The 23,391-nt window shown below is 68.8% G+C and carries 12 protein-coding genes; 1 reads left to right on the forward strand and 11 read right to left on the reverse strand.

What is annotated here, in order from left to right; translation table 11 throughout:
- Positions 1–15: 15 nt before the first annotated feature.
- The 11 genes from OG828_RS06455 to OG828_RS06505 all read right to left on the reverse strand — a co-directional run bounded on the left by OG828_RS06455 (position 16) and on the right by OG828_RS06505 (position 22,019).
- Positions 16–912: a beta-glucosidase gene (locus OG828_RS06455; protein WP_328500405.1), complete on the reverse strand. Its 897-nt coding sequence runs from the start codon at positions 910–912 to the stop codon at positions 16–18.
- On the reverse strand, positions 909–1,853 hold the full coding sequence (locus OG828_RS06460; RefSeq protein WP_328351291.1) for a hypothetical protein: 945 nt from the start codon (positions 1,851–1,853) through the stop codon (positions 909–911). Before OG828_RS06460 ends, OG828_RS06455 begins: the two co-directional genes overlap by 4 nt.
- Positions 1,854–1,858: 5 nt before the next feature.
- Positions 1,859–3,307 carry an alpha-L-fucosidase gene (locus OG828_RS06465; RefSeq protein ID WP_328500406.1) on the reverse strand — a complete coding sequence of 483 codons (1,449 nt, stop codon included), beginning with the start codon at positions 3,305–3,307 and terminating at the stop codon, positions 1,859–1,861.
- A gap of 11 nt (positions 3,308–3,318) precedes the next feature.
- Positions 3,319–5,472, reverse strand: coding sequence for a GDSL-type esterase/lipase family protein (locus tag OG828_RS06470; RefSeq protein WP_328500407.1), 2,154 nt, complete (start codon positions 5,470–5,472; stop codon positions 3,319–3,321).
- 9 nt (positions 5,473–5,481) lie between these two features.
- Positions 5,482–6,702, reverse strand: coding sequence for an SGNH/GDSL hydrolase family protein (locus OG828_RS06475; RefSeq protein WP_328500408.1), 1,221 nt, complete (start codon positions 6,700–6,702; stop codon positions 5,482–5,484).
- 10 nt (positions 6,703–6,712) lie between these two features.
- A complete protein-coding gene (locus OG828_RS06480) occupies positions 6,713–8,716 on the reverse strand; it encodes a glycoside hydrolase family 31 protein (protein ID WP_328500409.1) in 2,004 nt (667 codons plus the stop codon).
- Positions 8,716–12,465: a beta-galactosidase gene (locus tag OG828_RS06485; protein WP_328500410.1), complete on the reverse strand. Its 3,750-nt coding sequence runs from the start codon at positions 12,463–12,465 to the stop codon at positions 8,716–8,718. Before OG828_RS06485 ends, OG828_RS06480 begins: the two co-directional genes overlap by 1 nt.
- Positions 12,462–16,106, reverse strand: coding sequence for a beta-galactosidase (locus OG828_RS06490; RefSeq protein ID WP_328500411.1), 3,645 nt, complete (start codon positions 16,104–16,106; stop codon positions 12,462–12,464). The genes OG828_RS06485 and OG828_RS06490 overlap by 4 nt, the downstream gene beginning before the upstream one ends.
- Positions 16,103–17,977, reverse strand: a complete 1,875-nt coding sequence (locus tag OG828_RS06495; RefSeq protein WP_328500412.1) for a DUF4091 domain-containing protein — start codon at positions 17,975–17,977, stop codon at positions 16,103–16,105. The genes OG828_RS06490 and OG828_RS06495 overlap by 4 nt, the downstream gene beginning before the upstream one ends.
- 123 nt (positions 17,978–18,100) lie before the next feature.
- A complete protein-coding gene (locus OG828_RS06500; RefSeq protein WP_328500413.1) occupies positions 18,101–21,127 on the reverse strand; it encodes a TIM-barrel domain-containing protein in 3,027 nt (1,008 codons plus the stop codon).
- Between the two features lie 562 nt (positions 21,128–21,689).
- Positions 21,690–22,019, reverse strand: a complete 330-nt coding sequence (locus tag OG828_RS06505) for a hypothetical protein (RefSeq protein ID WP_328437109.1) — start codon at positions 22,017–22,019, stop codon at positions 21,690–21,692.
- Positions 22,020–22,138: 119 nt separating this feature from the next.
- Here OG828_RS06505 and OG828_RS06510 point away from each other — a divergent pair, with 119 nt between their 5' ends.
- The gene (locus OG828_RS06510) at positions 22,139–23,389 is read left to right on the forward strand and encodes an extracellular solute-binding protein (RefSeq protein ID WP_328437110.1); all 1,251 of its coding nucleotides are present in this window, start codon (positions 22,139–22,141) and stop codon (positions 23,387–23,389) included.
- Positions 23,390–23,391: the final 2 nt, after the last annotated feature.

Below are 23,391 nucleotides of genomic sequence, written 5' to 3' on the forward strand. Positions count from 1 at the left end.
TCAAAACTTCTCGGTTCAGGCGACGGTCATCGCGAAGATGTGCAGAGCGGGACTACCGCTCGGCAGGCCGTCGCTGACCTTCGGCAGCACGACGGAGTGCAGTTCCTTGTCCTCCAGCTCGACGCCGAAGGTGTAGAGGCTGACCGGGTTCCTGTCCTGGCCCGAGGGGGTGTTGCGGTACGGCAGCACCACCGCGGCCGCGGGGTTCGCCCAGTACCAGTCGGGGACCTCGACGGAGAAGGCCTGCTCCGTGCCGTCCGCGTACACGACCTTCCCGGGCCCCTTGCCGTCGCCCCAGGTGCAGGTGCCGAGGAAGGCCAGCCGCGAGCCGGTGCCGGACAGCCGCACGGTCTGCCCGGAGGACACCACGTTGTCCTTGGCTCCGGGCTCGGTGTCCGGCCAGGTGAAGGTCGTCCCGCCGTAGGTGACAGAGGCTCCGGGAGTCAGTCCGACCGATGCCAGCGCCTGGGCGGACAGGCTGGATCGCGAGCCGTCGATGTCGGCGGTGGTGGTGGCGTCGTCGGAGGAGATTCCGGCGTTGTCGAAGGCACTGGCCAGTGACCGGTACGGCAGTTTCAGCGACGGGGTCGCGCGGGTGCAGTCGGATCCGTCCTCGTGCACGTCGAAGAGCGCGTGCGCGATGCAGGGGACCACACCCTCGGCGTCGTCGGAGAGCCGCGTCTTCCATGTGCGGGTCACCGCCTTGCCGGGCGCCACCTTGCCGAGGACGAAAGACGCCTGGCCGGAACCGTCCACGGAGAGATACAGCACCGTGCCGCGCAGCGTGATCCGCGTGGTGTTGGTGAACTCGGCCGTCAGTGTCACCGCCTGACCGGGCTCGGGGGCGGGTGGCTCGAGGGTGATCGAGACGGGCGGGGCGAGGAAGTCTTCCTCGGAGCGGTAGGGACTCATGCTTCCTCCACCGTGAAGTGGTCGAAGACCGCCTGGACGGTCGTGCCGGGGTAGTTGAGGTTGACGGCGCCGGCGACGACGCCGGCGTCCATGGCGCCACTCGCCGAGGGCACCGTCACGCTCGCGACCTCGGTCCAGGAAAGGCCGCTGTTGGTGCTGGAGTACGCGGTGCAGGTGGTGCCGTCGCGGACCAGGCGCAGCCAGGCGGGGTGGGTGGAACCGCCGCCACCGGCCCAGGTGTCGAGCCGTCCGTCGCCGTCGCTGTCGGTCATGAACTCCAGGCCGAACGACTTCGACATGGTGAGTACGGCGTAGCCGCCCCTCTCCGGCGCGGTCAGGTCGTTGGCGACCGCGATGCCGTACTTGGCGGAGGGGTTGTCGCTGCCGGTGAGGCTGACCGTCTTGACCTGCACCACGCTCGCCTCGGCGGCGGAGCCGGGGAGGAGGATGCCCCCCTTCTCGTCGGTGCCGCCGGAGAAGTCGCGGCCGCCCGCCCAGATCACCAACTGGCTGCCGTACTGGCCGAACTCGGCGTCGTCGGTGGTGGCGAACGTCCGGTACGGGTCCCGCACCTCGTTGGGCTCGTAGGGCACCGTGACCGTCTTCGCGGACCGCGCGCAGTCGCTGCTGTGCCCGTCGACGTCGAAGACCACGTGCGCGGTGAACGACACGTTCCCGGCCACGTCGGCCGGCATCGCCGTCTCCCAGCGCCGGGTCGCCTTCGCGCCGCGCCGCAGATCGCCGAGCGGGATGGTCTTCGCCGCCGTGGTGGCGCCGGGATCGATCAGGTGAAGCACGGCGTTGCGGAGCGGGAAGGGGCAGTCGTTGGTGAGGACCGCGGTGGCGGTGACCGTGTCACCGCCGGCCGGCTCGGCGGGTTCCGTGGTGACGGTGAGCGTGGGCCCCAGGGTGTCGAACTGGGTACCGTTACTGATTCCCATGCCGCTCACCGGGCCCAGTCGACGGTGAAGACGTTGGCGATGTCGCTGGGCAGGGAGGACGGGACGGTGATGTTGATCTTTCCGTCACGGCGGGTCCACCTCAGACTGCCGCTCGTGCCGAGCAGCCGGATCCGGGAAGTGGCGCTGATGGGGATGTCGCCGGGCACCGAGAGGGTGCCGCTGGGCGCGCCCAGCACGATGATGTTGAACTTGCCCGGGGAGACGGTGTAGCGGATGCCGAGCGAACTGCCCTCCTCCTCCGCCCGCACCCAGGGCGTCGACCCGTAGATCGCCGGGCCGTTGACCTTCAGCCAGGCGCCGATGTCCCGCAGCCGCTCCTGCATGATCTCGGGGATCGTGCCGTCCGGCCTGGGACCGATGTTGAGCAGCAGGTTGCCATTCTTGCTGACCACGTCGGCGAGCAGCTGGATCAGGAACTCGGAGGTCTTGTAGTCCTCGTCCGGCTCGTGCTTGTTGTAGCCCCAGGAGTAGCCCATGGTCATGCAGCACTCCCACTTCTGCGGATCCATCGTGGGGTTGGTGCGCTGCTCGTACGTCGCGAAGTCGAAGTGGGTGTCGAACCGGTCGTTGATCACCACACCCTTGGGGTGCTTACGGTTCTTGGCCTGGTTGTAGTAGTGGGCCAGGGGTTCTTCGCTGCGCCACGGCGGTTCGCCGGTGGGCCGGAACCACTGTCCGTCCGCCCACAGCAGCTCCGGGTCGTAGCGGTCGATGATCTCGTAGAGCTGCTTGAGCTCGTAGTCTCCTATGTAGTCCTCGACCGGCTTGTAGCCGGTCATCGGGATTTCCTCGTCGGTGTAGAAGTTGCGCATCGGCCGGCCGATCGCCGGGTTGAAGTACTCGCCGAGCGAGTAGTACAGGCCCGGGCGCACGGTGCCGCGCTTGCGGGCCGCGGTCATCAGCTCACCGACGAGGTCGCGCTTCGGGCCGTACGCCACGGAGTGACGGTCCGTCACCTTGCTGGGGTAGAGGGCGAATCCGTCGTGGTGCTTGCTGGTCAGCGCGAAGTACTCGGCGCCCGCCTGCTCGAACAGCTTCACCCAGGCGTCGGGATCGTACTTCTCGGCCTTGAACTGCGGGATGAGGTCGTCGTAGGTGACGTCCTCGCCGTAGGTGTCGCGGTGGTACTTCCACTCGGCGGTGTCCTTGGTGCTCTGGTACCAGAGGTACCACTCGGAGGCGCTTCTCGGCGTCGCGCCGGCGATCACCGAGTAGACGCCCCAGTGGACGAAGATGCCGAACTTGGCGTCCTTGTACCAGCGCGGCACGGGATGGGTGTCGAGGGACGCCTTGGTGGGCTGGTAGTCGGGAATGCCCGGGGTCCCGGACACGGCGCCCTGCGCGAGCGCCTGGGCGGTGCCGGGCGGGGCGAGCAGCACCGCGCCGCCTAGGGCGGCCGCGGAGGTCATGAAGTGTCTGCGGTCGACTGCCATGAATGTGCCTCTCACTCGTGGGTGGAGAAGGAGTCGAAGAGTGCTGTCGTGGTCTGGCCGGGGTAGTTGAGGTTGACGGCGCTCGCGACCAGGCCGGCGTCGCCGGTGCCGTTCGCGGACGGCACTGTGGCGGTGGCGACCTGCTGCCAGGCGGTGCCGTCGGGGCTGGCGTACGCGGTGTAGGCGGTGCCGTCGCGGACGAGCTTCAACCAGGCGGGGTGGTACGAACTGCCGCCGCCCGCCCAGGTGTCGAGCTTCCCGTCGCCATCGCTGTCGGTCAGGAACTCCAGGCCGAACTGCGCGGACATGGTGAGTACCGCGTAGCCGCCCGCCTCCGGTGCGGTGAGGTCGTTGGCTACGGCGATTCCCGCCTTGACGGAGGGGCCGCTGCCGGTCTGACCGACGACCCGGGCGGTCACCGTGCCGGACGGCGGCGCGGCGTCGGCGAGGTAGACCGCCGCCTTCTCGTCCTTCCAGCCGGACAGGTCCTGGCCGCCCGCCCAGATGGCGAACTGGCCGCCGTTCTGGGCGTATTGGGGCTGCTCGGTGGTGGTGGCAGACGTCAGGTACGGCGCCCGCACCTCGGAGGGCGTGGGGGTCACCGTGGCGTCCACGCTGTCGGAGTCGTGCCGTGTGCGGCCGTCCTGGACGAAGGCCGTGCGTACGCCGATCTCGTGGGTGCCCCAGGCCGCGTCGGCCGCCGGGGCCACCGTCCAGGTGAGGGTGGCGCTGTCGCCCGGGGCGAGGGAGCGGATCCGTACGCTGCCGGCCGGTTCGGCGGACCAGCCGTCGGGGAGATCGAGACGGGTACTGACCTGGGTGACCTTTGTGGGGCCGGTGTTGGTTACGGTCGACGTGATCTCCGTGCCGTCGTCGCCGGCCTCCAGGCTCGGCCGGTACGGGGTGAGCCGGACGCGGGTCGACGGGCAGTCGCGGGCCGCCCCGAGAGTGGTGAGGTCGACCGCGTCGGCGAACGCCTTCATCCCGGTTTCGTTGGGGTGCAGATGGTCACCGGAGTCGAACGCGGCGGCGTAACGGGTGGGGTCCTCCGGATCCCGTACGGCCTTGTCGAAGTCGGCGTAGTCGTCGAAGACGCCGCCGGAGTCGCGGACGAACGCGTTGACCTTCTGCCGGTCGGCCTCCTTGGCCTCGGTCCACCAGTCGCCCCAGCCCCGGTACGGGACCACGGTCGCGCCGATCACGCGCAGCCCGCGGGCGTGGGCGCGGCGCGCGATCTCCTTCATGCCGTCGATCACCTGGTCGCCGGTGGCACCGCCCCAGCTGAGGTCGTTGACGCCCTCGAAGAGGATCACCGTCCGGCCGCCCGGCTGTGACAGCACATCGCGTTCCAGCCGGTCCAGCGCCGACGGGTTGCCGTCGACTCCGGCCGTGATCCGGTTGCCGCTGATGCCCTCGTTCAGCACTCCGGCGGTGGACGAACAGGCCGACAGCCGCCCCGCCAGATAGTCCGGCCAGCGCCGGTTGGCGTTCGCCGTGGAGGACGCCCCGTCGGTGATGGAGTCGCCGAGCGCCACCACGCTGCCCGCCGTGTCACCGCCCCGCACATCGACGCCGGTCAGGAACGGCAAGGTGGAATCGGTCCTGGTGAAGGCGTCCCCGTCGGCGTCCGAGGCGTGGTCGCCGCCGCCGTCGGGTGTCCAGTAGACGGTCTGGAGGCCCATCCAGTGCTGGCTGATGTGGGTGAGCCGGCCGGGGAAGTACAGGCTGACGACGAGGTCGCTGCGGGCCGGCACGGGGACCCGGACGGCATCGCTCACCGCCTGTTCCCCGGCGGGGATCGTCACCTCGTCCTTGCCGCCGAACCGGACCTCGTACGGCTTCGCGACGGCGGAACCGCCGTCCCGGCGCCCCACGGTCGCGTGCCCGATCGTCACCGGCTCGGTGGTGAAGTCGTTGGTCAGGCGGATGCGTACGCTCGACCCGCCGGCGCTCACCCGCACCGGTATCCGTACGGTCACCTCCGAGGTGCCCGGGTCGTACGAGGCGTGCTGTGCGGTCGCCCAAGTCCCTGTCCACTCCGGCTGCTTGGTCTCGGCCGCGGCCGGAGTCGCCGGGAGCAGGGCCGCCAGGACGGCCGCCACGGCCGCGGTCAGGGCTGCGAATCTTCGGCGTTCACGCAGGTGTCCACGTAGATGTCCAAACACGGGTTCTCCTCAGGAGCAGCCGCGGCCGAGCCCGAGCGCGGCGAGGTCGATGGAGTCGGCGAAGGCCTTCATCCCGGCGTCGTTGGGGTGCAGATGGTCGCCCGAGTCGTATGCCGCGCCGAGCCGCCGCGGGTCCGCCGGGTCCCGTACCGCCTTGTCGAAGTCGGCGTAGTCGTCGAAGACCCCGCCGGAGTCCCGCACGAACGCGTTGACCTGCTGCCGCCGGGCCTCCGTCTCCTCGCTCCAGCCGCCCCAGGTGAAGTCCTTGTACGGCGTGATCGTGGCGGCGACGACCCGCATCCCGCGCTGGTGCGCCCGGTCGGCGATCTCCGTCATCCCGGCGATGATCTGCTCGGCACTCGCCCCGCCGAGATCGTTGATGCCCTCGAAGAGAATCAGGGTCCTGGCCCCCGGCTGGGAGAGCACGTCCCGTTCGAGGCGGTCCAGGGCCGACGGGTTGGTCGCGGTCCCGGCGGTGATCCGGTTGCTGGTGATGCCCGCGTTGAGCACTCCCGCGCCGGGCAGGCAGGCGTTGAGGCGGGCGGACAGCAGGTCGGGCCAGCGCTGGTTGGTGTCGGGCGTCGAGAAGGACCCGTCGGTGATGGAGTCGCCGAGCGCCACCACCGATCCGGTCCTCGGCGCGGTCACGTCGACGCCGCTGAGGAAGGGCCAGCTCGTGGTGGTCCAGGTGTAAGCGTCGCCGGTGGTGTCGGCGGCGTGGTCGCCCGCCCCGTAATCCGTCCAGTAGACGGTCTGCTGCGCCCACCAGTGGTCGGTGATGTGCGTGACCTGACCGGGCAGATGGAGACTGACCACCAGGTCGGCCAGGGCCGGCACGGCGAGTCCGACCGGATCGCTGACCGCCTGGCCGCCCGCCGGGACGGTCACCTCACGCTTCCCACCGAACCGCAGGTCGTACGGGCGCGCCACGGCGGAACCGCCGTCGCGCAGGCCCACGGTCGCGTGCCCGATCGTCACGGGGTCGGTGGCGTAGGCGTTGGTCAGGCGGATGCGTACGGATGAGCCGCCGACGCTGGTGTGCACCGGCATCCGTACCGTCACCTCGGACATCCCCGAGACTTCGTAGTGCTCGCTGGCCGCCGTCGCCCAAGTTCCCGTCCAGCCGCGCCGATCGTCCTGCTGACCGGCCTCGGCGGGCGCCATCGTCCCCGCCACGACGGCCGAGACCGCCAGGAGCAGAGCCGCGAGCCTGCCGCGGATCCCATGCATGTGCCGCCCCTTACCGTTCCGCGCCGGTGCGCTTGAGCGCCTCGTACGCCTTGGTGGCGCCCTTGGCCTTGAGGTTCACGAACGCCGGGGTCACCCCGAGCGGAGTGCGATAGCCCTTGAGCGTCACGGGGCCGCGGACGACCTTGCCGTTGGTGACGTCACGCCATGTTCCGGTCGGCAGGAAGACGTCCCGGGCGGTGCCTTCGTCGAGCTGGGGCGCGGCCAGCACGGCCGGGCCGAGCATCCACTCGTCGGTGACCGTGTAACTCGCGGCGTCCTTCGGGAAGTCGAAGAACAGCGGCCGCATGATCGGGTCACCGGTCTTCAGCGTCTGCTGCACCTGGTCCCAGATGTACGGGGCCAGCCGCTCGTGCGTCGCGATGGCCGACCGGTAGAGCTCGACCGTCTCCTTGTCGTAGCCGACCCACTCGCCGGTCGTCGCGTCCCGTACGCCGGTGGGTGAGGTGGAGGCGTACATCAGCGGCATCAGGGACGCCGCCTGCGCCCAGCGGGCCAGAACCTCCTTGGAGGGCGGCGGGTAGCTCAGCGAGCCGCCGATCATGTCGGTCTCGACGAACGGGTAACCGATCGTGGAGACCGCCAGGTTGGCCGAGACCGCGGCGCGCAGCCCGCCGAAGGTGGTCGGCTTGTCGGCCGTGCGGGTGGCGAAGCCCTTGGCCTGCGCGGCGTTCCACGCGACCCGCAGCCCGGCGCCCTGCTGGTCGAACTCGTCGGCCAGCTCGGTGCCGTACTTCACGTAGTCGGCGCGGGTCGCCCCCGGATAGGGGGCGCACCGGTCGTCGAAGAAGGCGGTGTCGAACTTGAACCCGGCGACCCCCAACTCACGCGTCTGCGCGTGGAGATCGTCGGTGTACCACTGCCGCGCGGCCGGGTTCGCCAGGTCGATCAGCCCGGTCTGCCGGCCGTTCCACCAGGTGAAGAGGCACGGCTTGGACGGGTCGGACGGGTCCTTCAGCAGATACCCGTTGTCGATGGCTTCGGAGAAGTTGGCGGCGGTCTCGGGCATGTACAGGCCCGTCCACATGCCGAGGTCGAAGCCGAGGCGGTCGAGTTGCTCGGACAGGGCGGGCAGATCGGGGAAGCGTTCGCCGAAGTCGGCCGCGATCACGCTCTCCTCGATCTGCACCGCGTGCCCGCCGAGCCCGGCGCCGGCCAGCGCGCGGGCCCAGGCGAGGACGTTCTCCTGGGTCTGCTCGCCGTAGAGCTGGGCCCAGGAGTTCCAGAGAGGGGTGGCGTACTGCTCGTAGGGGGTGTCGGAGCGTTCGGGCTTGCCGACCAGCGCGATGTGGTCGCGGTACACCTCGGCGGGGGTGTCCTCGACGAACACCGTGGAGGCGGCGGGCCGTTCGCCGGTGACGGTGAACTCGCCGAGCCCGTTGCCACCGGAGTTGATCCGCACGTCCATCGGGTCGTTCGTGTCCGCCCGCAGCCCGGTGGCGCTGGATGTGTACCAAAAGGGGGAGACCACCTGGTACGACGCCGGGCTGAACCCGGTGTCCACCAGTTGCCCGGAGTCCAGCGGCCACGGCTGGACCGTCTGGTCGCTGTTCTCGCCGTGGCCGTACCAGTGCCCGGCGCTGTCCAGGTCGTACGCCGTGCTGAGCGCGTCGGCCCGGGCGCCCGACAGGGACCAGTTCACGTCGTACCGGTCGGAGCGCAGGGTGATCCGCAGATCCACGGTGACGCCCGGCAGGTCGGTGGCGGCGGTGACGCGCAGGGTGTTGCCGTCACGCGTACTGCCGGTGACCTCCCGGACGATGTGCCAGTCGGCGCCGATCCGGAACCGGAACGCCGCGGGCGCGGTGGCCAGGACGGTCCGGCCTGCCCGTACGGTGGTGACGGTCAACCGGTCCGTGGCGACGCGCAGTTCGTAGGCGGATGTCGCGAAGGTGATCGGCCCGGAGTCGGCGGCCGCTGGAGCTGAGCCGAGTAGCGGCGCGGCCAGGACCAGCGCCACCGAGCTGCGGCGGACGGTTCGTCTCAGCCTGGGCATCAGGCACCGCCGCCGCAGGTCAGCTTGGCGTCGGCCCAGTCCGCGTGGTCGAGGGCGTTGCCGTCCCCGGCGTCCGAGACGACGAGTTCGAGCCGCCGGGCGCCTGCCACGTCGACGTCGATCTCCTTGGTCGCGGTGTCCCGGTCGACTGTGCCGCTCTCGTAGACGGGCGTTCCGTCGGCGAGGACGGTGTAGGTGACGGTGGCCGGGCCGTCGGAGCGGCCGTAGGTCTCCTGGTCGAGGCCGAGCGCGGCGTGGAAGGCGGTGCAGGTGCCGCCGAGCCACACCTGGACGCTGCTGCCCGCGTGTGTGCCGAGGCCCTTGTCGTAGACGTTGTCGTGGAGGGTGATCGGCAGGCCGTCGCCCTCGGCGTTCTCGCCGTTGGACTGGTCGCGTTCGACCGGGCCCCAGCCGTTGCTGCTGGACTGGAACGGCAGATCGCTGACGTAGTGTTCGCCGGCCGTGAGCGGCGGTGGCTGTGCTGCCACCACCTGTTCCCCGGTCACCGAACCGGGCTTGCCGACGCGGGTGAAGTCGGCGGTGGCGCGGAGGATGGCGACAGTGCCGGTCTTCTGGCCGGCGGGCACGGTGACGGTCCACTCGGCTTTCGCCGAGGCACCGGGTTTGAGGGTGCCGAGCCGGACCGGGCCGGCCGGGGTCGCGGTCCAGCCGTCGGGCAGCTTCGGGCTCAGAGTGAGGTCGCGGAGCGTCTTGCCGTTGTCCGGTACGGCGGCTGTCGCCGTGACCTGGTAGCTGTTGCCCGGTTCGACGGTGTCGGGGGCGTCGACGGTCACCCGCGCCGGGGTGGCCGGGTCGGCGTGGGTGGCGGCGTCGTAGGCCGGGGCGGCCACATCGGCGACCCGCAGCGAGGAGGCGACATTCCCGAGCGTGGTGAGACCCACCTTTCCGAGGCCGCCGCTCTTCGCGTCCTCGCTCCACGAGGCGATGGCGATGGTGTTCTTGCCGTCGGCGCGCAGAATGCCGTTGGGGACGGGGAAGGTGTGCTGGGGGCCGGTGTCGTTGACGTAGTGGCCCATCAGCCAGCCGTTGACATAGATGAGAGCGCGGTAGTTGCGGTCGGGGTCATCCGTGATGGTGACGCCGACGGAGACGTCCTGGCCCTTGGGCAGCCGCGGATTGAACGTGGTGCGGTACCAGGCGATACCGGGAGTGGTGTCGCTGGCCGGCAGCGTGGCCGCGTCCCAGGACCGGTCCGGGTAGCCTGGCAGTGTCCAGCCCGAACGCTCCCCGTACAGACCGCCGTTGTTCATGTGCCCGCGTACGGTGTCGACGGGCTTCTCGCCGCCCCGGGCGCCCTGGATGCGCCAGGTGATCTGCGCGTCGGAGCCAGCCAGATACGCCGTGGTCAAGCCGCGCGGCTGCTTGTGGTCGTCGCTGTTCCAGGTGAAGTCCTCGTTGTGGCCCATGGTGCCGACCAGGACGGAGATCACGTTCTCCTTGCCCTCGCGCAGCAGCCCTTCGGCGATGGGGAAGGTCTTGCGGCCGGTCTGACTCGTCCCGGCGAACTTCCCGTTGATCCACACCGAGTACGCGCCCACTGCCGCCGACGAGGTGTCGGGGTTGGTGGCGTATCCGGTGAGGGACAGGGACTTCTCGGTGCCGGTGGCCTTGAAACGGCCCCGGTACCAGACGTAGCCGTGGTGGTAGCCGTACTCGTCCTGGTAGAGCACCGGCAGAGTTCCGGGCTTGGTCGGATTGTCGGTGGTCAGCTTGTCGGCGTACGTCCATGACGAGTCGTCGAAGTCCGGGTCGGCCTCGGGGGTTTCGGCGGACGTCTTCCAGCCGGTCAGCTCGGGGAGCTTGACGTCCTCCGGGCCGGGGACGGTGCCCAGCAGGCTGCCCGAGGAGGTCGGTTTCACCTTCAGGGGTACGCCGTTCCAGGTGACGGTCCGTACGCCGGGCGGGGCGAAGACCTCCAGAGGGCCCGCCTTCTTCGCATCGCCGGTGAGCGCGAGCGTCGTCCCCCGGCCGGTGACCGACGCCGCACGGACCAGTTCGGTGCCGCGTTCCAGGACCGGACCGGCCGGCGTGTCCTGCCGCCAGAAGCCGGCGGCCTCGTCGTCGGTGCCGATGAGCAGCAGCAGATCGGGGCGGCCGCCGCCCTGGACGAGGACCCGGGTAAGGCCGGAGTGGGTGTAGTCCAGCTTCAGGTCGCCGCGCTCGGCGTCCCAGGTGGCGTCCGCCTTGCCGTCGAGCACGGTGACCTTGGGCTCGGCGGAGTAGCGAAGCATGGTCTGTCCCCGGTCACCTTCGCCGCCGTACAGCACGGCTTGAGTGCGGTCACCGGTCCCTGCACTGGTCAGCAGCTCACTCGTGGAGTAGACGAGCTGCTGACCACCGCCGAGGTCGTGGCCTGCGACGAGGATCTTGCCGGTCTTGCCGTTGAGCCGTGTGGTGACCGGATAGGTGCCGTCCGGGGTCTGCCAGTCGAAGGTGGTGGTGGCGTCGGCGTCGGCCATCGGATCGCCGTGCCGGAGATAGAGGAACTGGGTGTCGGTGTCCGGGTTGGCGCGGGCTTCGATGTGCACGGCGTTGTTGGACGAGGCCGGGGCGTCGGCCGGATCGGTCGCGGTGAGCGGTCCGGTGGTGGTGTAGAAGAGGCCCTGCCGCTTCATCTCGTCGTAGTCGGCGCCGGTCTGGCGCGGCTCGCTGATCGGTGCGCCGTAGTCGTACGAGGTGTAGACCTGACGCGGGTCGGCGAGCCAGCCCCAGTTGGTGCCGCCGTAGGTCATGTAGAGGTTCTCGATCGTCGTGCCCTGCATGACCTCGTGCTTGTTGACGATCTTCTGGTAGGCGGGGCCCATCTTCTCCCGGCACTTCTCGTAGCCGGTGTCGCCCCAGGTCTGGAACCAGCCGGTGCCCGCCTCGAAGATCGCCAGCGGTGCGTCGTCCTGCTGCCGTTTGAGGGTGGGCAGCCACCACTCGCCCTTGCAGAAGGAGTTGTACTGGTCCAGCTCGCCGACGAAGTCCAGGCCCTCACCGCCCGTGTACTGCGGCATCGGCTCGTTGCCGACGAGGGGCACGGTGATGCCGTCTGCCCGTACCTGCTTGCTCAGCTCGACGATGTAGTCGCGGCCTTCCGGGTCGTACAGCTCGTTCTCGACCTGGTAGAGCAGCACCGGCCCGGTGCCGTCGGTGACCTGGCGGCGGGCGAGGATCTTGTCGATCTCCTTGAGCCACTCGCGGGCGGCGTCGAGATATTCGGGGTCGGTGGAGCGGGCCTGTCCCTTCTGTGTCATCAGCCAGCCGGGGAAGCCTCCGCCGTCCGTCTCGGCGTTGATGTACGGGCCCGGCCGGGCGATGACATAGAGCCCGGCCTCCTCGGCCATGTCGAGGAGCTTGTCGACGTCACGGACACCGCTGAAGTCGTAACGGCCCTTCGCCGGGGAGTGGAAACCCCAGTCGAAGTAGATCGAGACGGCGTTCATACCGCTCGCCTTGATCTTCTGGAGCACGTCGCGCCACAGGTCGGGGCTGGGGAGCCGCCAGTAGTGGAACTCCCCTGACCAGACGAAGAGCCGCTCGCCGTCGACCTTGACGGAGTACTTGTCGTAACTGACCGTGTGCGGCGTGGGCTTGGCGGCCATGGTGTCTTCCGCGACTTCGGCGACTTCGGCGGCCGGGACCGTGGCGTGGGCCGGCACCGCCGCGGACAGGACCGCGAGTAGTACGGCGGCCAACGCCGCGGCCAGTGGGGTACGCAGTCGTCCAACTCGTGCGAGGCTCACGAGTTGCCTCCCGTACAGGTCAGCTTGGCGTCGGCCCAGTCGGCGTGGTCCGTGGACACATCGCCGTCGCCGTCGACCAACAGGTCCAGCCAGCGGGCGCCGGTCACGTCCACGTCGACCGCGGCGCCGCCGTCGGAGCCGTACAGCACCGGGCTGTCGAACAGGGAGCGGCCGTCTGCGATCACCTCGAAGGAGACGCTGCCGTCGTCGCCGACCTCGTCGTCCACTCCGGCGGTCGCGGTGAAGCGGGTGCAGCCGCCGCCGAGATAGACCCGGACCTGGCTGTTCGCGTGGACACCGAGGCCCTTGGTGTACGTGGTGCCACCGATGCTCAGGGGACGGCCGTCACCCGCCGCGTTCTCCCCGTTGGAGGCGTCCTTCTCGACCGGACCCCAGCCGTTGACCGCCTTGACCAGGGTCAGATCGCTCACATAGGCGTCGGCGGACAGCCCGGCAGGTGGCACCTGCACGGCCCGCTCGCCGGTGACGGTGCCCGGACGGCCGGGCTGGGTGAGCTTGGCGGTCGCCGGCAGGACGGCGTAGTGGACCGGGTCGGCGGGCGGGGTGACGGTGTAGTCCGCGGTCACCGTGTCGCCGGGCCGGACCCTCGCGAAACGGGTGGTGTCGTCGGTGGTCGCGGTCCAGCCGTCGGGGACCTTCAGCGCGAGTTCGACGTTCCGGGCGGTCGGCGCGTCCTTCGGCACGCTGAGGGTGACGGGGACTTTGGCGGCGGTTCCGGTGCTCAGGAACGGCTCGGCGTCGACGGTGACACGGGCACCCGACTCCGGCATGGCGTACGTCTTGGCGTCGTACGAAGGCGCGGCCACCGTGCCGATCTTGATTCCGCCCGCCGAGGCGCCGAGGTCGACGAGCTTCGCCGACCCCGGGCCCGCTCCGGCTTCCGTGGACCACACGGCCAGGGCGATGGTGTTGCTGCCCTGCTCGCGCAGGATGCCCTTCGGGATGACGAAGCGTGTCTGGGGTCCGGTGTCCGCCAGGTAGCGGCCGATCAGCCAGCCGTTGACGAAGATCTGCGTCCGGTAGCCGGTGCCGCCGCCTTCCGCCTCGGCGAGATCGAGGGCGATCGCGTTGTCCTGGCCCTGCGGCAGATCGAGCCGGGCGGAGGTGCGGTACCAGCGCACGCCGGTCCCGGTCTTCGCGCTCTGTCCGGCGAGGGTGGTGTTCTTCCATCTGCCGTCGGGGTAACCGGCGAGGGACCAGCCGGCCCGCTCCCCGTACAGCCCGCCGTTGTTGTACGGGCCCCGGGCGGTGTCGACCGGGTCTTCGCCACCCCGGCTCCCCTGGATCTTCCAGGTGAGGGTGGAGGCCCCGCCGATCACCTCGGCGCCGAGCAGGCCGCGCGGCTCCTTGGAGTAGTCGTGGCCCCATTCCTCGTTGTGGCCCGCGTTCTCGACGAGGACGGAGAGGGTGTTGTCCCCGCTGTCCTTCAGCGTGTCCGCCGGGATGTCGAAGGTGTGCGCGCCGTCACCGGAGCTGCCGAGATAGCGGCCGTTGAGCCAGACCGCGTACTGGCCGGTCGGGCCGGTGTTGGCGTTCAGCGCGAGCGCGGTCGCACGGCCGGCCGTCTTGAACCGGCCCCGGTACCAGACGTTGCCGTGGTGGTAGCCGTACTCGTCCATCGCGAGGACCGGCAGCGACCCGGCCAGTTCCGCGTTGTTGGCGGTGAGGTGGTCGGCGGTGGTCCAGGTGGAGTCGTCGAAGTCCGGGGCGGACTCCGGTGCCTCCTCCTTGTACTTCCACGTCGTCAGCTCAGGCAGCCGGACCGGGCGTGGCGCCTCGGTCAGGGCAACCCTGCGGCCGTTCCAGGTCACCTTCTTGGCGTCCGCGATGACCTCGATCTTCGCGGCCTTCGTGGAGTCGCCGGTCAGCTTCAGGGTGCCGCCCGCCAGTTCGGCCGTACGGACGAGGGACGGGCCTCGTACCAGGACCGGGCCCGCGACGGTGTCCTGCTGCCACCAGTGGGCGGTCTCGGCGATGTCGGCGATCAGCAGTTCCATGCCGTTCACCAGCACCCGGGCCAGACCCTTGTGGGTGTAGTTCAGGCGCAGGTCGCCCCGTTCGGCGTCCCAGGTGGTGGTGACATCGCCGTCGAGGACGGTGACCTCGGGCCGCTCGGCGTACCGCAGCACGGTCTCGCCGCCCTCGCCCTCACGCCCGTACAGCAGCGCCACGTCCCGGTCGTCGATCCGGGCGTGCGTCATGATCTCCGAGGTGGAATAGACGAGTCGCTGCTTCTCGCTCAAGTCGTAGCCGGCTACCAGGAGTTTGGAGTCCCGGCCGTCGACGGTGATCGTGCCCTGCTGCGGCACGCGCGGGTAGTCGCCGTCCGCGCCGGTCAGGGACAGGGTGGTCTCGTCCTTGTTTTTCACGCGGGTGTCGGCGTGCCGGATGGTGAAGAACTGGGTGCCGTCGTCGGGGTTGACGCGCCGGTCGATGCGCAGGGCGTCGTCGGACGGGACGGGGGCCTCGGCCTTGTCGGTGCGCGCCAGTGAGGTGACGGAGTTGACCATGTAACCGAGGCGCTTGAACTCCTGATACTTGTCCGTCAGTTGGCGGGACTCGTTGATCGGGGCCCCGTAGTCGTACGACGTGTAGACCGCGTTGGGGTCGGCGAGCCAGCCCCAGTTGGTGCCGCCGTACGTCATGTAGAAGGACTGGCCGCTCACCCCGGCGGCGATGTTCATCTTGCTGAACACCCGGGTGAAGTCGGTCCCGGTGAGTTTCGCGCAGTCCTGGTATCCGGTGCCGCCCCAGGGGTCGAAGGCGCCGCCCTGTGCCTCCGGGATGATCAGGGGGGACTCGGGCTTCCACTCGTTGACGTACGAGTAGTCGGGCAGGTTCTTCCAGGTGTCGGGGTCCTTGCAGTCGAAGCCCTGCGGGTAGGCGTCGAATCCGTAGATGTCCGGGGCGCCCTTGCCGCTGACCCAGTTCTTGTTGGCGCCGCCGTCGTTGACGAAGGTCGGGACATCGATGCCGTCCTGGCGTGCCCAGTCGATGAGGGTCTGCATGTAGTCGGCGTCCTGGCGACCGCCCTGGTACTCGTTCTCGACCTGATAGAGGATCACATTGCCGGTGCCCCGCGTGAGTTGGTGCCGCGCGATGATCGGGTTGATCCGGCTCATCCACTCCCGGGCCGCCTTCATGTACTCCGGCTCGGAGGTACGGTTCACGCCGGCCTGTGTCTTGCGCCAGGCGGGCATGCCGCCGCCGGAGACCTCCGCGTTGATGTACGGGCCCGGCCGGGCGATCACATACAGGCCCGCGCGTTCGGCCTCGTCGAGCAGCCGCTCCACGTCACGGGTGCCGGTGAAGTCGTACGAGCCCGGCTTGGCCGAGTGGTAGCCCCAGTCGAAGTAGAGCGAGACCGCGTTGAATCCGCCCGCCTTGATCTTCTGTAGGACATCGCGCCAGGCATCCGGGCTGGGCAGCCGGAAGTAGTGGAACTCGGCGCCCCAGATGTACAGGGGTTTGCCGTCGACCCGCACGGAGTACTGGTCGTAGGTGACGGTGTGCGGGGCCGTCGACTTCGCCTGAACCGGTGCCGCGGCAGCATCTGTGCTGGTCAGGGGCATGACAGAGAGGGCTCCGGCGAGCAGCAGTGATCTCCACTTCCCCCTCATGACGTCAGCCCCTTCACGACGGCCGCCCGCGCGGTCTCGATGTCGTTGACGTCCTTCGTCCGGCCGTCAAGGTTCCGGGTCGCGGTGGTGAGGGCCTCGGTCAGGGCGTCGCTGTCGGTGCCGCCGTCCTTCTTCCGCAGCTGGGCGATGAGTTCGTAGTCCTCGATGCCCTCCTTCAGCTGCTCCCAGCGGATGCTGGACATCGGGCCGTCCTTACCTGGGTAGACCAGGTACTCGTCGCCCTGCGTGAAGACGTGCACCGGCTGCTTGAAGGGGTCGCTGGTCCAGCTGTTGTACGACCAGCGCAGGAAGCCGTCCAGATTCCGCTGGGCGGAGATCCACGGCAGCATCCGGGACTCGACGGCGGGCGAGTAGGACAGCGTGTTGGGGTGGGCCGGTGAGCCGTACACGTAGAAGGTCGTGGTCTTGCCGGCCTTGCGCCGCTCCGCCACCTTCTCCTTCGTCATCGCGTCGATGCCGCCCCAGTCGACGGACAGGTTGGACGCCACGCCTTCGGTGCTGATCGAACCGGCCACGGAGATGCGGTCGTCGAAGACCGGCGCGACCTCGTGGACGAAGTCCTTGACGACCGTCATGGTGTCGATGGGCCGCTCGTCGAACGACAGCCAGGTGTCCTCCAGCCAGCCCTTGGCCTTCAGATGCTTCTCGAAGGCGGGCAGGAACGTTCCCCATGCCTCCCGCCAGCGGTCCCCGCCCAGGTCGACGTTCTCGTAGACCGTCTTGCCGGTTCGGGTGTCGGTGTAGGTGAGGTGCTCCTGGTCCTGGAACGCCAGCATGGAGAAGGCACCGATGTCGGGCCCGAGCCCGGCGCGTCTGGCGGTCTGGACGTACTTGTCCCAGCGAGCGAAGTCGAAGGAGAACGTCTTTCCGTTCCAGGCCCAGCCCACCATGCTGGTGTACGGCGTGGCGGTCTGCGACTCCCGGGTGCCGAGTGACCACTGGTGGTGCCACGGGTTGTCGACGATGGTGGTGTTGATGACCTTCTGGCCGCGCGACGCCAGATCGCGGTTGTACTTCTCGATCAGCTTCCAGTGCTGGTCGGACCAGAGCCTGACGCCGTGGTTCTTGGCGATCGTCTCCGGCTGCGCCCATACGTCGAGGAAGAAGTCATAGTCCGCCGGGGCGGGCACGCTCGCGTCCGCGACCTCGATGGTCAGCGGGTAGGTGGTCTGGGTGCGGCCGTCGGCGTTGACCTTCACCGTGCCGGTGTAGGTGCCTGGCCTGGCCTTCTCGGGGATCTGGAAGGTGAACCACAGCGGCTGCGCCGCGTACGCGGGCACGTCCACGGAGGACCGCTCCTCGAGCGCGTCCGCGACCACATCGGGGTTGCGGTCGCCGGACACCTCCTTGGCGGAACTGACCTGGTCGATGGTGGCCGACCAGTCGACCTCGCTCTTGGAGCGCTGCACGGGCACGTACTTGACGAACCGGACCTGGGTGTCGTCACCGGACAGCTTCGCGCCGCCGGGCCCGGTGAGGTCGCCGACCACGGCCTTGACGTCGTCGAGATCCTGGCCGGAGGCGATCGCCAGTTGCGCCGAGACCTGCTCGTTGCGCACGGCGGAGAGCTTCAGCTCCTTGGTGTCCTTGCCCTGGATGGCGGTCATCGGGTAGCGCGGGACCCGTTCCTCCGCGGAGCCGGCGAAGGAGCCGGTGGGAACCCAGGTGATGGTGTCCCTGGTACCCATGGCGTCGGCGACCTTGACGGTCAGCCAGGTGGTGGTGGCCTTGGAATTGAGGTCGGTGCCGGTGGTCGTACCCGTGGTGCCGGTGACGGCTATCGCGGTGGTGCTCGCGGCCACGACCACGCCCGCGACGAAGCCGGCGACAGCTGAGGACGTACGTGCCATGGGGGTGGGTTCCCTCTCTCATGGACGTGCAGGGAGTGGCCCGTCCCCCGGCAGGCCCCACGGGGGTGGGAGGCCTGCCGGGAAACGGGGATGGTGCCGACGGTGCCACTGGCACCTGTGGCGTCAGGTGGTGACGGAGAATCCGCTGAAGACGGCTTCGATGTTCTCGCCGGGGTAGTTCGCGTTGGCCGCGCTGGCGACCATCCCGGCGTCACCGGTACCGGCGGCCGACGGCACCTGGGCGGTGCCGACCTGTGACCAGGTCTCGCCGTCCTTGCTGGCGTACGCGGTGTAGGTGGCGCCGTCCCGAGTCAGCTTCAGATAGGCCGGGTGGTAGGTGGAGCCACCGCCCGCCCAGGTGTCGAGCTTCCCGTCGCCGTCGCTGTCGGTCATGAACTCCAGGCCGTAGCTCTCGGTCATGACCAGCACCGCGTAACCGCCCTTCTCGGGCGCGGTCAGGTCGTTGGCGAGGGCGATGCCCGCCTTGCCGACCGGTGAGGCGCTGTTCTGGGAGACCAACCGGGCCTGCACGGTGGCCTTCTCGCCCGCGGCGTCGTCGCGGTAGATGACGCCCTTCTCGTCCTTCCAGCCGGACAGGTCCTGGCCACCCGCCCAGATGGCGAACTGGTCGCCGCCCTGGGCGTATTGGGCGTCCCCGGAGGTGGTGTCGGCCGTCAGGTACGGCTCTTGCACGCTGCCCGGGGCGGCCTTCACCTGCGCCGGCACGGTGTCGGACACCTTCTGCGAGCCGTTGCGACCGGTGTAGGTGGCCGTACCGGTGAGGCCATGACTGCCCCAGCGGGCGTCGTCGGCCGGGGTCACCGTCCAGGTGGTGGTGAGTGTGGCGCCGTTCTTGAGGGACTTCGCGGTGGTCGGGCCGGTCGCCTTGGCGGTCCAGCCGTCGGGCAGGTCCAGTGCCGCCTTGGCGTTCTTGAGGATCCCGGTGGCCCAGTTGGTTATCTCGGTGGTGACCTCGAACGGCGTACCGGCGTCGGTGGACGGAGCGTCCGGGGTGATCAGGACGGAGGCGGCCGGAGCGTCGTCGCGCTTGAGCGCCTTGACGGCCTTGGCGGCGCCCTTGGCCTTGAGGTTGACGAAGGCCGGGGTGACGCCGAGCGGCGCCGCGTACCCCTTGAGGGTCTTGGGCCCGCGGATCACGGTGCCCTGGTTCACGTCGTACCAGGTGCCCGGCGGCAGATGGACGGAACGGGTGGCGCCGGTGCTCAGCTTGGGAGCCGCCAGCACGGCCGGGCCGAGCATCCACTCGTCGGTGACCGTGTAACTCGCTTCGTCCTTCGGGAAGTCGAAGAACAGTGGCCGCATGATCGGATCGCCGGTCTTCAGGGTGCTCTGCACCTGATCCCAGATGTAGGGGGCGAGCTTCTCGTGGGTCTTGATCGCCTCCCGGTAGAGGTCGACCGTCTCCTGGTCGTAGTCCACCTTCTGGCCGGTGGTGGTGTCGTTGGTGTCCACCGGGGAGGTCGAGGCGTACATCAGCGGCATCAGCGAGGCGGACTGCGCCCACCGCACCAGTACGTCCTTCGTAGGCGCGGGCTGGCCGCCGGAGCCGCCGATCATGTCGGACTCGACGAACGGGTAACCGATGGTGGAGATGGCCAGGTTCTGGGTGGCGGATGCGCGCAGGGAGTCCCAGCCGGTGCCCTTGTCGACCTGGCGGGTGACGAAGCCCGCCTCGTGTGCCGTCCGGTTCCAGTGCACCCGGATGCCGGCGCCCTGGAGGTCGAACTCGTCGGCGAGCTCGGTGCCGAGCTTCTGGTAGTCCGTGGCCTGGTGGCCCTCGCGTGGCGCGCATTTCTCGTCGAAGAAGCGGGTGTCGAACTTCAGCCCGTCGATGTCGTACGTGTCCATCAGCTTCTTGAGGTTGCCCTCGTACCAGGCCTTGGCGTCGGGGTTGGCCAGGTCGATGATCCCGGCCTGGCCGTTCCACCAGGTCACTTCGCACGGCTTGCTGGTGTCCTTGGCGTCCATGAGCAGATAGCCGTTGTCGACCGCGTACTGGTAGTTGTCGGAGTCCAGGTTGATCCACAGGGTGACCCAGATGCCGAAGTCGAACCCCATGTCGTGGATCTTCTTGGAGAGGCCCTTGGGATCGGGGAAGGTCTTGGGATCCCAGGTGAGATTGCCGTAGTTCGACTCCCACTTGTCGTCGAGCTGGATGGTGTGCCCGTCCAGTCCGTTGTCGTAGAGGTCGGTGGCGTAGTCGAGCAGTTTCTCCTGGTCGATCTTGGTGTAGAACTGCGCCCAGGAATTCCACAGAGGCTTGGCGTACTGCTCGTACGTGGCGTCGGACTTGGTGGGCTTGCCGACGATGCCGATGTAGTCGCGGTAGACCTCAAGCGGGTTCGACTCGACGAACACGGTGGCCTTGTAGGTGTCGGGCGACTCGACGATGAAGGTGCCGAGGCCGTCCTTGCCCTTGTTGAGCGCCACGTCCATGACGTCCCCGGTGTCGACGCGCAGACCGGTCGACTTGGAGGTGTACCAGAACGGGTCGATCATGTTGTACGACGCCGGGCCGAAGGTCTCGTGGTCGACCTCGCCGGTGTCGAGCGGCCAGGGCTGGTTGACGCCGGGACCGCCCTGCGGGGTCTCCGCCTCGCCGTGGCCGTACCAGTGGCCGGCCGATGACAGGTCGTAGGAGAGGCCGAGTTGGTCGGGGGAGCCGCCTTCGACATCCCAGTCCAGCTCGTAGCGGTCGGCTTCGGGCGTGAGGCGGGCCTTGACGGTGGCGCCGTCGAGGGTGGTGTCGGCGGTGAGCGTGAGGACGCCGCTCCGCCACGTCCAGTCGGTGACCGCGGTGGCGTGCTCCCACTTCTCCTCGGAGCGGAAGCGGAGCCCTCCGGTGTCGCCGCCCGCGGTGTCGAGCACGGTCTTTCCGGAGCGCTCGGTGGTGAGGGCGAGTACGTCGGTGGCGATGTCGACGGTGTAGCCGGGTGTGTTCCTGGTGCCCGGCACGGACAGGGTGAGGCCGTCCGCGCTCTGGGTCACCTTCGGCCGGTCGGCGGTGTCCGCCTGGGCCTTTGTGGTGAGGGGTTCGGTGACGGGCGGTATGAACGTCAGGGCCAGCGCGGCGGCCAACAGCGTTCCGAGACTACGAGTCTTGCGCCGTCTGAGCGGTTGGGTGCGCACTCACGTCCTCCTGCGGGGCGGGGCGGGGTGTTGCTTCGCGGAGCAGCACGGCAAGATCATGCTCATTTCTGCTCATGTTCTGGCTATAAACATCAGCTGTCAACATTCACTTCCATGATTTCCCGACAGCGCCATCGACCCCTGTGACCCCTGGCGATGGGGTCTGACCGGGCGCGCGCCCTGCTCGAGGAGGGGGCGAACCCGGGGAAGACGGCTGTAAATTCTGTGTGAACCGCGCCCAGTTCGGGTGATTCGGCCTGCCTGCCCGGGGTCCACCACACAGGCGGGGCCGGGATGATCCGCGGCCAGGGCAGGTCATCGAGCGGGCCGGATGACGGGGCTCAACGGTCAAGGCCCGAGCGCCGCGGACCAACCGCCGCATCACGACTACGTCGGTCACCGCAGCACACCCGATGGCGACCAACTGGTCGCAATTTCGGGCACTTTCCCTCGGCAGGCCTGATCTGCCCGCCCGGGCTCCCCTCACCGGACAAGCCTCCGCCCAGGCCCCAGGCGCCTCGTGCACCCTCGGTGCCGCCTCCCGGGGTGCCTGTTCAGGACGTCACCACGCGCACCGCCGGGGCTGGGAGGAACGGACGTCGGCTGCACCGGCACGCGGCTCCCACTCCGCCCGAAGGCACCCAAGACCCTCGACGAACAGGGCGCGCAGCAGCACCCGTTCGGTGGTGGTGAACCGAGTGCGCTCCACCGCCGCCTCGCCGGCGAAGTCGAGCACGACGGCCGCGTCGGCAACCTTCACGAGCCACTCGCCGGGTCTGCGGTGGCCGCGACGGCGGACCTCCGACCGCAGCCGACGGGCGTATTCACCTACGCGGAGGGCGCCGGACCGAGTGAGCGCGGCCACTCGATCGGAGGCCGTGGCGGGATGCATCGGCCACCGCCTCTCTTGACATCGCGCCCGCCGTGTTGGGCATGATGGATATTAATGCTTGAACTGAGCGACTTTCGAGCAGAAACAATCACTCAGTTCCAGTGCGAAGGTGGTCTTTCGTGAAACGGCACCTCATCGGCATCGCAACCGGGGTGGTCCTCGCCCTGGTCCTCACCGGATGCGGCAAGGGTGGTTCGTCCGGTGGCGGCGACTCCGACGGAAAAACGATCAGATTCGTGGCCGCCAAGTACGACGACGACACCCAGCCCTACTGGGCGAACCTGATCAAGGCCTTTGAGGCCGAGAACCCCGGCTACCAGGTCGAGTTGGAGGTTGTCGACTGGGAGCAGCTGGATTCCAAGGTCAAGACATACGTCCAGACCGGGCAGCAACCCGACGTCCTCAACTACAACAAGTTCTCCGACTTCGCCCGCGACGACCTGATCTACCAGGCCAAGGACGTCGTGTCGCCGAAGGTGCTCGACGACTTCCTGCCGCTCTTCGCCGACCAGGCACAGTACGAAGGCGTCCAGTACGGACTGCCGTTCATCTCCAGCGCGCGGCTGTTCTTCTACAACAAGGACATCTTCAATAAGGCCAAGATCTCCAAGCCGCCGTCCAGCTGGGCCGAGGTCGAGGACGCCGCCAGGAAGATAAAGAAGGCCGGGGACATCCCGCTGGGTCTGCCCCTCGGCGCGGAGGAGGCCCAGGCCGAGTTCTACATCTGGGCGATGAACAACGGCGGCGGCTGGACCGACGAGTCGGGCAAGTGGGCGGTCGACCAGCGGGCCAACGTCGAGACGCTGGACTTCCTGCGGACACTCACCAAGGCAGAGCTGACCCAGCCCAACCCCGAGGCCACCAACCGCAAGGACGTCTTCAACCAGTTCGCGCAAGGCAAGATCGGCATGCTCAACGGCGCCGTCTTCATGCGCAAGGGCTTCATCGACACGGTCGACAAGAACCTGAACTACGGCGTCGCGCCGCTGCCGAGCAAGGACGGCACGACGCACAACACGCTCGGTGTCCAGGACTACCTGGTGGCCTTCAAGAAGGACGAGGACAAGAACCGCGAAGCCGTCAACAAGTTCCTCGACTTCTTCTACCAGAAGAAGAACGCATCGAAGTTCCTGTCCACCGAGGGATTCCTGTCGGTGACCAAGTCGGCCGGTGACGCGCTGAGTTCGGACTCCGCCTACTACAAGCCGTTCGTCGACGCGCTGTCGGGCGCGCGGTTCGCCCCCACCGACAACCCGAACTGGGCGGCCGTCGAGGGCGCCGTGAAGCAGCGCATCGGCACAGCTGTGTCGGGCGCCGAGCCCAAGGAAGTCCTGGGCGAAATCCAGGAGACCGCCGAGAAGGACGGCTGACG

This window comes from Streptomyces sp. NBC_00457 (assembly GCF_036014015.1).
Lineage (GTDB): Bacteria > Actinomycetota > Actinomycetes > Streptomycetales > Streptomycetaceae > Streptomyces.

Excerpts from the sequence above, each read along its gene's own strand:
- OG828_RS06455 (WP_328500405.1), bottom strand. The coding sequence starts at position 912 with ATGAGTCCCTACCGCTCCGAGGAAGACTTCCTCGCCCCGCCCGTCTCG.
- OG828_RS06460 (WP_328351291.1), bottom strand. The coding sequence starts at position 1,853 with ATGGGAATCAGTAACGGTACCCAGTTCGACACCCTGGGGCCCACGCTC.
- OG828_RS06465 (WP_328500406.1), bottom strand. The coding sequence starts at position 3,307 with ATGGCAGTCGACCGCAGACACTTCATGACCTCCGCGGCCGCCCTAGGC.
- OG828_RS06475 (WP_328500408.1), bottom strand. The coding sequence starts at position 6,702 with ATGCATGGGATCCGCGGCAGGCTCGCGGCTCTGCTCCTGGCGGTCTCG.
- OG828_RS06480 (WP_328500409.1), bottom strand. The coding sequence starts at position 8,716 with ATGCCCAGGCTGAGACGAACCGTCCGCCGCAGCTCGGTGGCGCTGGTC.
- OG828_RS06490 (WP_328500411.1), bottom strand. The coding sequence starts at position 16,106 with ATGAGGGGGAAGTGGAGATCACTGCTGCTCGCCGGAGCCCTCTCTGTC.
- OG828_RS06495 (WP_328500412.1), bottom strand. The coding sequence starts at position 17,977 with ATGGCACGTACGTCCTCAGCTGTCGCCGGCTTCGTCGCGGGCGTGGTC.
- OG828_RS06505 (WP_328437109.1), bottom strand. The coding sequence starts at position 22,019 with ATGCATCCCGCCACGGCCTCCGATCGAGTGGCCGCGCTCACTCGGTCC.